The organism is Bellilinea sp. (assembly GCF_034432615.1).
Lineage (GTDB): Bacteria > Chloroflexota > Anaerolineae > Anaerolineales > Anaerolineaceae > Bellilinea.
Map to the genome: position 1 here is coordinate 1 of NZ_DAOUBL010000215.1, position 9,252 is coordinate 9,252.

The following is a 9,252-nucleotide window of genomic DNA, read 5'->3' on the forward strand; positions in this document are numbered from 1 at the left end:
TGTCATCGTCGGTCTGACCCGCTACATCAACCGCGGTCACATCGCCCGCGCCGCGCTGGAAGCCACCGCTTTCCAGACTCGCGAAGTGCTGGATGCAATGAACAAGGACTCCGGCGTGCCGCTGACTGCCCTCAAGGTGGATGGCGGTATGGTGTACAACGAATTACTCATGCAATTCCAGGCCGATATCCTCGGCGTGCCGGTCATCCGCCCGAAGGTTGCCGAAACCACCTCGCTGGGTGCAGCTTATGCAGCCGGTCTGGCGGTTGGCTTCTGGAGCAACTTTGACGAACTGCGCGCCAACTGGGGCAAGGACGCCGAATGGCATCCCAAGATGGCCGCCGAAGAACGCGAAAAACTGTATGCCGGCTGGAAGAAGGCCGTCGAACGCACCTTCGGCTGGGTCGAAGTTTAATAAATCCATATCCGGGGGCAGGCAAATACCTGCCCCCTCCTCTCTTCCTTTGCACAGGGGCGGTGGGTCAGCGGTCTGGTACAGTCCACAAGACCTGTACCGCCCTTTGTAATTTATAAAGGGTGATTTTTCTCCCAAGCTTCTCTACCTGTGATAAAATCCCTGCTTTGAAGGTCTCTCACGGAAAAACCATGTCCAAAAACAAACCTTCTTCCCCCAAAAACCAGCCCCAAGACCTGATCGCCCAACCCTGGATTCCCTTCAAAACCGGCTTAATCGTGGTGGGGGTCGTCAGCATTTTGCTGGCAATCTGGACGATCATCACCAGCAACCCGGAACTGCCGCTGATTGAACGCATCCTGTGGGGTGTGGTATTCGGTGGAAGCATCTGGCTGATCTTCTTTTTTTTCCTGCTCATCAACCGCCTGCTTCGCAGAAGGAAATAATTCCCTCGAAAATTTACGCGCTCAGCCGCGATAAACTGCACGCTTAACTTTGTGAAAAACGCCACGATTGTGGCAAAAGTCGAAACAGGAGAAAGAATTATGAGTAAACTCCATGCCATTGTGATTGGTGCCGGTTTCACCGGTGTCGCCATTGCCCACGATCTTGCTCTACGCGGTTTTGCTGTTACTGTCGTGGAGCGGGGTCCAATCGTCAACGGCACATCAGGACGCACGCATGGGCTGCTTCACTCCGGCGCACGTTACGCCGTCAATGATCAGGAATCAGCCATCGAGTGTATTCAGGAAAATCAAATCCTGCGCCTGATTGTGCCAGACGCCATTGAACCCAATGGCGGATTGTTCATCGGTATCACGGATGAAGATATGGCTTACCGTGAAAAATTCATGGAAGGCTGCGCCGCTTGCGGGATTCCAATTACCGAACTCAGCCCCAAAGAAGCCCTGCGTTTGGAACCCAACCTGAATCCCAAATTGCAGACCGCCTTCACCGTGCCGGACGGCACATTTGATCCGCTCCGATTGGCACTGGCTTTTGCCGCTTCGGCAAAGGCAAACGGAACCGTATTCCACCTCTACACCGATGTGGTTGACCTTCTGACCGATGGACAGGGCAATATCGTTGGTGTCAAGGCCTGGGACCGCGCCGCTGACAAGCGCTTTGACATTCAAGGCGATATTGTGGTCAACGCGACGGGCGCCTGGGTGGGTCATATCACTTCCATGGCCGGTATTTCCGTGCCGATCACCCCCACCCCCGGTGTAATGGTAGCCTATGATAAGCGTCTGACCCAGCGCGCGATTAACCTGCTCAATAAACCCGGCGATGGCGATATCGTCCTCCCTCAGCGGCGCATGATGGTCGTCGGCACCACCTCCTTCACTATTGAAGACCCCGATTACGTTCCCGTATACGAAGACCATGTTCAACTGATGATTGAACGCGGTTCCAACCTCATTCCGGCTCTGCGCCAGACCAAAGAACGCGGCGCCTACATGGCCACCCGCCCCTTGATCGGTGCTTCCGCCCCCGGGCGCAGCATCTCACGCACCTTCAAAGCCTACGACCACAAAGAAACCGATAATGTCGAAGGGTTGGTAACCATCACCGGCGGCAAGGCTACCACCCTGCGTTTGATGGCAGAAAAGACCGTGGATCTGATTTGCAAGAAATTCAACCTCACTATCCCCTGCACAACCGCCGAAACCCCCCTTCTCTCTTACCGCAAGTTCTACGTTAACTGATTCCAGCAATCTGTTGAACGAACTCTACCTGTACGGAGTGAGCAATGTCTGAAGAAAAATGGACCGTTAAATTTGTCATCTTTCGTAAAAAGGGCGACCAGCCTGCCCGATACGACAGTTATGTACTGGAAGTGGACCCGGAAGAATATGTGATTGACGGCGTGGAGCGCATCTGGGCATTTCACGACCGCTCGCTCATCTTTGCCCATGCCTGCCACCATTCCACCTGTGGGGCGTGCGGCATGCGGGTCAACGATGTGGAAAAACTGACCTGCATCACCAAAATTCGCGATGTAACCACCAACGGCGGTACTCTCAAAATTGAGCCAATGCGCAACTTCCCCATTATTGGCGATCTGGTCGTAGATATGACCCGCATGTACGCTGCCATGGATCGCGTTCACGCCAAAGCCGTACACCCGCTTTCGGCTGCCCCATTGGAAGGCGAAGATATCCGTCCACCCCGGGATGTGCCGCGCAACAATGGTGACGAATATCTGCGCCTGGCAGACTGCATTGAATGTGGTTTGTGCATCAGCGCCTGCCCGGTTGCCGGTACGGCTGAAAACTACCTCGGCCCGGCAGTTCTGGCTGCCGCTCAATTGCAGGGTTTGAAACACAACCCCGACCTGCTGGATGTGGTGGACTGCGCCGACGGACTGTGGCGCTGCCACAGCGCGTATGAATGCACCGCGGTTTGTCCTTCCAACGTTGACCCCGGCTGGCGCATTATGGACTTACGCCGACAGGTCGTTGGAGAACGCCTCAAACGCTGGTTTGTAAAAGCCTAATCCCTTACAGGAGAATGTGAGAAATGGAAACATCTAAAAAACCCAATACCCGCGGAATATTGGACTGGTTTGACCCGCGCGGCAGGAACGTTGGCGGTTGGGGCTTTATCATCAACCGCCTCTCTGCGATCGGGTTGACGGTTTACCTGTACCTGCATCTTTACATGCTGGGCAAACTGGCGCAAGGCCCCGAAGCCTTCGACGCCTTCATTGAAACCGCAAAGCAGCCTGCCATCATGTTTGGAGAAATGCTGGTGATCATCGCCGGCCTGTATCATGGCTTTAACGGACTTCGCATTGCCCTCAACAGTTTTGGGATTGCCGTACCAGCTCAGCGTCAGCTGCTGTACGGGGTGGTGGGAATCACCCTGATCGGTACAGTTGTCTTCGGCGTGCGAATGCTCACTACTCACTAGGACGGAGGTGATCTCATGCAAAACACGCTCTCCCAACCCAAGCCCGGCGAAAGTTACCTGTTGTGGCTGATTAAGATTGTCAGCGGAGTTTTAATCTTCGCGGTGTTAATCATCCATTTTCTGGTCAATCACCTGCTGGCACCCAATGGTTTGCTCAGCCATGCCGAGGTAGTGGCCTATTACCGCAATTACCCAATTGTCCCGATTATGGAAGGTTTCTTCCTTGTTTTCGTGATAGCGCATTCCTTGATCGGATCGCGCAGCATTGTTCTTGACCTTCGCCCCAGTCCCGCCCTGATGAAAGTCCTCGATTATCTCTTCATTGCTCTGGGCTTGTTTGCAACCGGTTATGGGATATGGCTGCTTTTTGCGGTCATTAACTTCGGACTGTAAGGCTTGTATGGTTAGCCTGGTTTTGGTTTCGCACAGCAAACTGCTTGCCGAATCGCTGGTTAATCTGGTTCGCCAGATGGCCGGTGAGGAGGTCAAAATTGGCGTGGCAGCCGGTGCCGGGGAAAACCACGATGAATTTGGCACTGACGCCACCCAGATTGCGCAGGTCATTCAGGAAGTGGACAGCCCGGAAGGCATTGTGGTGCTGATGGATTTGGGCAGCGCCATTTTGAGCGCGGAAATGGCCCTGGAACTGCTGCCCGAAGATGTGCGCAGCCGGGTACACTTCTGCCCTGCCCCGCTGGTAGAAGGAGCCATTGCCGCTGGGGTTCAGGCAAGTCTGGGCAATGACCCGCAAACCATCTGTCGTGAAGCCTGCCAGGCTCTTCAACCCAAAGCCGAGCAATTACATTTTAGTGAACCGGCCCCTGCCCCTGCAGCGGTTGAAGAAGGTGTTCCTGCTCCAACCGCGGGTGAAATTCACACCATTGTTCTGGAACTGACCAACGCACACGGACTGCATGCCCGGCCGGCTGCCCGTTTTGTGCAAACCGCGTCCCGCTTCAAGGCGGACATTCGGGTAGCGAATTTGACAACCGGCAGCGCGGCAGTTTCTGCCAAAAGTCTGAACGCACTGGCGACCCTTGGCGCGCTGCACGGCCACCAGATTCAAATTCAGGCGCAGGGGGATCAGGCTGCCGAAGCCCTTCAAGCCCTGGCCAAACTGGTGGAAGAACGATTTGGAGAAGCAGCCGCACCGCCGCAGCCGACTCCTTCTGCCGTTCCGGCGATCGAACCACAGCCCTCCGATGAGCACATTTTGCGCGGGTTGCCGGTTTCGGAGGGGGTGGCAGTTGCGCCAATTTTCCATTACGAAAGCTTACCTCCCCTGATCCCCGATTATCAGGCGAAAGATACCGCTACGGAGTGGCAAAAATTGCAGGGGGCACTGGAAAAAGTGCGCCGTGCCATCCTCGAACGCCAGCGCGAGATGGTCAATCGTGTCGGTGAAGATGAAGCCGCCATCTTTGAAGCCCACGCCCTCCTGCTCAGTGATGAGGAATTGCTGGAAAACGCCCGCATGCTGATTGAGAAAAAGCATTACAACGCCGCCCGTGCCTGGAAGGAAAGCGTGGACACCATTATTGCCCGCTTTCAGGCACTGGCAGACGATTACCTCAAACAGCGGGCAGTGGATGTTCAGGACGTTGGCAATCAGGTCTTGCGCGAATTGAGCGGTGAAGCCCACGAAAAAATTGTCTTCCAGGAACCCGTCATCCTGGTTGCAGATGACCTGACCCCCACCGAAACCGCTTCGCTGGATTTGGAACGCGTGCAGGGCATTGCCCTGCTCAGCGGCGGAGCGACTTCTCACAGCGCAATTCTGGCGCGTTCCCTGGGCATTCCCGCCGTTACCGGCTTGCCGATGCGAATCAAACAAATCCCTCAGCAAACTCCGGTTGCGCTGGACGGATTCAAGGGCGAAGTTCTGATTCAACCGGACGAACGCATCCGTCAGGAATTTGAAGCACGGCGAACGCGCTGGTTGGAAGAAAAACAGCGCCTGCTGGCCTCCACCCATCAGGCGGCCGTCACACGGGACGGGCTGGTCATCGAAGTTGCCGCCAATGTGGGTAACCTGACCGATGCCCAAACGGCCGTACAAAATGGCGCCGATGGGGTGGGTCTGTTGCGCACCGAATTTCTCTTCCTCACCCGCCAGACAGCCCCCACAGAAGAAGAACAGTATCAGGCTATTCACCAGATTGGCCTGACCCTGCAGGGTAAACCCGTCATCGTCCGCACCCTGGATGTGGGCGGTGACAAACCTCTACCCTACATCAACCAGCAGCCGGAAGCCAATCCTTTTCTGGGTGTGCGCGCCTTGCGCCTCTCGCTGCAACAGCCCCACCTGTTCCGCACGCAGCTGCGCGCCATATTGCGCGCCGGAGCGGATACCTACCTGCGCATTATGTTCCCTATGGTCGCCAGTATTGAGGAAGTGCATCAAGCCAACCAGTTCCTGCAAAAAGTGCATCAGGAATTGCAGGAGGAGGGATTGCCTCACCGCTGGCCAATCGAAACCGGCATCATGGTTGAAATCCCCTCCGCTGCAGTGCTGGCAGATGCGCTTGCCCCGCACGTGGCTTTCTTCAGCATTGGCACCAATGACCTGACTCAATACACCATGGCGGCTGAACGCGGCAACCCACAATTGAATTACCTGAATGACGCCCTGCACCCTGCCGTCCTGCGGCTGATTGGTGAGGTCACTGCTGCCGCAGAAACCCATGGAATATGGGTGGGCGTGTGTGGTGAACTGGCCGGCGATCCACTGGCCGTTCCCATCCTGATCGGTCTGGGAGTGCGCGAGTTAAGCCTCAATGCGGCCGGCATACCCCGCGTCAAAGCAGTAGTGCGTAACTTAACCACCGAACAGGCTAAACAAGCCGCCCGGCAGGCACTTGCCTGCTCCAACGCGCAGGAAGTCCGTGAGATGGCTGCCAACTTTTTGAAAACCCTGCCCGAAAAGTAACACGAACCACCGACATGGTAAGAGAAATTCCAAACGGGGCTGTCTGCGGATGGCCCCGTTTCGTGATAAAATCTTAATCTGATTTTCATCCTGACGAGGTGTACCATGACCGAACACATCCTGATTGCCATTGCCTGGCCGTATGCCAACGCCGAAATTCACGTGGGGAATGTAACCGGTTCCCATCTGCCCGGTGATATTGTCGCCCGCTACCATCGCTTGAAAGGCAATCAGGTGTTGATGGTTTCCGGCACCGATTCACACGGCACACCAGTCACCCTGCGCGCCGATGCCGAGGGAAAACCCATTGAAGAAGTGTATAAACGCTTTCACAACGGTTTTCTCGACCTGTTTCTCAAATTAGGCATTCATTACGATTTATTCACCACCACCCACACCGAAAATCATTTCAAGGTGGCGCAAAGCATTTTTCTTGCATTGCAAAAGAATGGTTATCTATACACCGAGTCGCGCCCGCAGTGGTATTCGCCGGTTAGCAAACGGTTTCTGCCGGATCGCTATGTGGAGGGCACCTGTTATATTTGCGGCTTTGAAGGCGCACGTTCGGATCAATGTGACCGCTGCGGCAGCGTTCTAGAACCCGAAAAATTAATCAACCCGCGCTCCAAGGTGGATGGCTCCACCCCCGAATTGCGTGAAACCGAGCATTTCTTCCTCGACCTTTCCAAACTGGAACCGGAAGTTGCCCGCTTCCTGCGCGAACGGAAGCACTACTGGCGGGATACCGTCATCGGGCAATCGCTTGGGCAAATCGAATCCGAAGGCCTCAAACCGCGCGCCATTACCCGCGATCTGGATTGGGGCATTCCCGTTCCCATCCCCGGCTGGGAAGGCAAATGCCTGTATGTCTGGTTCGAGGCGGTCATCGGTTACCTTTCCGCAGCCATTGAATGGGCAAAACTCAGCGGTGAGCCGCAGGCGTGGAAAAACTGGTGGACCAATCCCGATGCCAAATCGTTCTACTTCATTGGCAAAGACAACATCTTCTTCCATGCCGCCTGGTGGCCGGCCCAACTGATGGGCACCGGCGAGCAGTTTCTGGAAATCTTTGCCGGGGAAAGTGGTCAACGCCTGACCCTGCCTTATGATGTACCGGCTAACCAGTTCATGAATCTGGAAGGTCAGAAGATTTCCGGCAGCCGCAACTGGGCGGTTTACGCCCGTGATTTTCTCACCCGTTACGACCCCGACCCGCTGCGCTACTACCTGACTGTCAACATGCCCGAAACCCGAGATACCGACTGGGATTGGGAGGATTTTTACAAGCGCAACAACGATGAATTGGTAGCCACATGGGGAAATCTGGCTAACCGCGTTCTTTCCTTTGCTTACAAACACTGGGAAGGGGTTGTGCCTGAGCCGGAAGAACTGACCACCGCCGATCAGGAAATTTTGGCCATGATTGAAAAAGGGTTTGACACGGTCGGCAAGGAATACGAAACGGTTCATCTGCGGGCGGCGCTGGGCGAAGCCATGCGACTGGCTACCGAAGTCAACCGCTATCTGGATCAGACTGCCCCGTGGACGAGTATCAAAACGGATAAGCAGGCTGCTGCTCGCGCCATTTTTACCGCCATTCGCGCCATTGACAATCTGAAAATCCTGCTTGCTCCCGTCCTGCCGCACACCGCCGAACGGCTGCACCGTATTCTGGGGTACCAGCAGCCCCTGTTTGGGCAGGGCTACCTTCAGGAAGTAGAGGATGCGCTTGGCAGCCATACCGTGGTGCGCTATGACCCGGATTCAGCCAGCGGTCAATGGCAGCCCAGTCAGATTCAGCCGGGCACACCCCTGCAAAAACCCGAACCGTTGTTTAAGAAATTGGACGCGTCCATCATCGAAGAAGAACGCGCCCGGTTGGGAAAGCCGGCTGCAATATAGACCTTACTGCCAGCGGCTGGCTTCGTTTAACTTTTCCATTTCCTCATCGGTCAGGCGTAAATCCGCCGCGCCGAGATTATCCTCCAATTGTTCGAGGGATCGCGGCCCCATGATCGGGCTGGTAATGCCCGGCAAGGTCAGCATCCACGCCAGTGCAATCTGGGAAACCGACGCCCCTCGCTGTCGGGCTACCTCCTCCACCGCCTCCAGCACCTTCCAGCCGTAGTCGGTGAAGTAGCGGCTGACATTGCGCTGACTGCCGGTTTCGGTCTGCCCACGCCGATATTTACCGCTCAGAAATCCACCTGCCAGCGGGCTGTAGGGAATTACCCCCAGCCCATAGGTGCGGCAAACCTCTGCCAGTTCACGTTCAAATTCGGCGCGGTGAACCAGATTGTAATGGGGTTGCAGCGAATCAAAGCGTGCCAGCCCCAGTTTATCCGATGTCCAGAGCGCCTGCATTAAGCGCCATGCCGGGTAATTGGAACAGCCAATATAGCGCACCTTGCCCTGCCGTACCAGATCATTCAATGCGATTAAAGTCTCTTCAATGGGAGTCTGATCGTCATACCAGTGAGTCTGATACAGGTCAATATAATCGGTTTGCAATCGGCGCAGGGATTGCTCGACAGCATGGAAGATGTGCGCACGGGATAACCCTTCGTCGTTGGGAGCATCCCCCACCTTTCCGCGCACTTTGGTGGCAATAATCACTTCATGGCGCGGGATGCCCTTCCGTTTGATCCAGTTGCCGATGATGGTTTCCGCAACACCACCGGGGTTGCCCGCCACCCAGCGTGAATAAATATCGGCGGTATCGATGAAATTAATCCCCGCCTCAAACGAACGAGTGAGAATCGGATAAGATTCGTCCTCGCTGGCAGTCCAGCCGAATTGCATACTGCCCATACACAACGCCGAAACTTTCAGACCTGTCCGCCCCAATTTTCGGTATTCCATGTGCCTTTTTTCCTCCTTTTCTAAAAAACGTCAATTCGGGATAAATCATTTTTATATCAACTTTCGAATTTTCGTCCCCCTCCCGCCTCCCCCAAAATCGCAGGGGCGATTTTGGGGGAGGTGCAGGTGG

At 55.3% G+C, this 9,252-nt stretch carries 9 protein-coding genes; 8 read left to right on the forward strand and 1 reads right to left on the reverse strand.

All coding sequences use genetic code 11. The annotated features are described in order from the left end of the window. The 8 genes from VAE48_RS09580 to metG form a co-directional block, all read left to right on the forward strand. Positions 1-415 (forward strand): FGGY-family carbohydrate kinase (locus VAE48_RS09580; protein ID WP_322793103.1); only part of this gene is annotated, 415 nt, incomplete at its 5' end. 191 nt (positions 416-606) lie between these two features. Continuing rightward, a complete protein-coding gene (locus VAE48_RS09585; RefSeq protein WP_322793104.1) occupies positions 607-861 on the forward strand; it encodes a hypothetical protein in 255 nt (84 codons plus the stop codon). A gap of 99 nt (positions 862-960) precedes the next feature. Next, positions 961-2,124, forward strand: coding sequence for an FAD-dependent oxidoreductase (locus tag VAE48_RS09590; RefSeq protein WP_322793105.1), 1,164 nt, complete (start codon positions 961-963; stop codon positions 2,122-2,124). A 44-nt stretch (positions 2,125-2,168) separates the two neighbouring features. Then, complete coding sequence (locus VAE48_RS09595; RefSeq protein ID WP_322793106.1) at positions 2,169-2,915, forward strand: succinate dehydrogenase/fumarate reductase iron-sulfur subunit; 747 nt, start codon at positions 2,169-2,171, stop codon at positions 2,913-2,915. A 23-nt stretch (positions 2,916-2,938) separates the two neighbouring features. Beyond that, on the forward strand, positions 2,939-3,331 hold the full coding sequence (locus VAE48_RS09600) for a succinate dehydrogenase, cytochrome b556 subunit (protein ID WP_322793107.1): 393 nt from the start codon (positions 2,939-2,941) through the stop codon (positions 3,329-3,331). Positions 3,332-3,346: 15 nt separating this feature from the next. Then, entirely contained in the window at positions 3,347-3,724 is a 378-nt protein-coding gene (locus tag VAE48_RS09605) for a hypothetical protein (protein ID WP_322793108.1), read from the forward strand. Positions 3,725-3,731: 7 nt separating this feature from the next. Then, positions 3,732-6,260, forward strand: a complete 2,529-nt coding sequence (ptsP, locus tag VAE48_RS09610) for a phosphoenolpyruvate--protein phosphotransferase (RefSeq protein WP_322793109.1) — start codon at positions 3,732-3,734, stop codon at positions 6,258-6,260. Positions 6,261-6,365: 105 nt separating this feature from the next. After that, a complete protein-coding gene (metG, locus tag VAE48_RS09615) occupies positions 6,366-8,162 on the forward strand; it encodes a methionine--tRNA ligase (RefSeq protein WP_322793110.1) in 1,797 nt (598 codons plus the stop codon). 3 nt (positions 8,163-8,165) lie between these two features. Here the strand turns inward: metG and VAE48_RS09620 are convergent, their stop codons facing one another. Further along, the gene (locus VAE48_RS09620) at positions 8,166-9,122 is read right to left on the reverse strand and encodes an aldo/keto reductase (protein WP_322793111.1); all 957 of its coding nucleotides are present in this window, start codon (positions 9,120-9,122) and stop codon (positions 8,166-8,168) included. Positions 9,123-9,252: the final 130 nt, after the last annotated feature.

What these genes read in the sequence shown, in the direction of transcription:
- ptsP (WP_322793109.1), top strand. Translation starts at nt 3,732, where the DNA reads ATGGTTAGCCTGGTTTTGGTTTCGCACAGCAAACTGCTTGCCGAATCG.
- VAE48_RS09600 (WP_322793107.1), top strand. Translation starts at nt 2,939, where the DNA reads ATGGAAACATCTAAAAAACCCAATACCCGCGGAATATTGGACTGGTTT.
- VAE48_RS09605 (WP_322793108.1), top strand. Translation starts at nt 3,347, where the DNA reads ATGCAAAACACGCTCTCCCAACCCAAGCCCGGCGAAAGTTACCTGTTG.
- VAE48_RS09595 (WP_322793106.1), top strand. Translation starts at nt 2,169, where the DNA reads ATGTCTGAAGAAAAATGGACCGTTAAATTTGTCATCTTTCGTAAAAAG.
- VAE48_RS09620 (WP_322793111.1), bottom strand. Translation starts at nt 9,122, where the DNA reads ATGGAATACCGAAAATTGGGGCGGACAGGTCTGAAAGTTTCGGCGTTG.
- VAE48_RS09585 (WP_322793104.1), top strand. Translation starts at nt 607, where the DNA reads ATGTCCAAAAACAAACCTTCTTCCCCCAAAAACCAGCCCCAAGACCTG.
- metG (WP_322793110.1), top strand. Translation starts at nt 6,366, where the DNA reads ATGACCGAACACATCCTGATTGCCATTGCCTGGCCGTATGCCAACGCC.
- VAE48_RS09590 (WP_322793105.1), top strand. Translation starts at nt 961, where the DNA reads ATGAGTAAACTCCATGCCATTGTGATTGGTGCCGGTTTCACCGGTGTC.